Source organism: Metabacillus sp. 84 (assembly GCF_050107715.1).
Classification (GTDB): domain Bacteria; phylum Bacillota; class Bacilli; order Bacillales; family Bacillaceae; genus Metabacillus_B.
Genome location: NZ_JBNILN010000047.1, coordinates 1 through 245, shown reverse-complemented (window position 1 = coordinate 245; position 245 = coordinate 1). Strand labels below are relative to the sequence as shown.

Here is a 245-nt window from a genome sequence, read left to right as displayed (position 1 = left end):
AAGAACCGCTTCAGAACCTGTTAAAAGCGATAGAAGGGCCAGAAATGAATCCAAAAGATTCAATGGGGACCATTATAGAGAACCATAGCCCTGCAGACATGCCGGGAATCTCCTCGCATCCTTCCGGGGAAGAACCGCTTCAGAACCTGTTAAAAGCGATAGAAGGGCCAGAAATGAATCCAAAAGATTCAATGGGGACCATTATAGAGAACCATAGCCCTGCAGACATGCCGGGAATCTCCTCG

General features: G+C 47.8%; 1 protein-coding gene. It reads left to right on the top strand.

The window, feature by feature from the left end; all coding sequences use genetic code 11:
- Positions 1–44: 44 nt before the first annotated feature.
- Positions 45–245, top strand: a 201-nt coding sequence (locus ACQCV8_RS20260; protein ID WP_426847229.1) for a hypothetical protein, incomplete at its 3' end; no start/stop codon positions are given.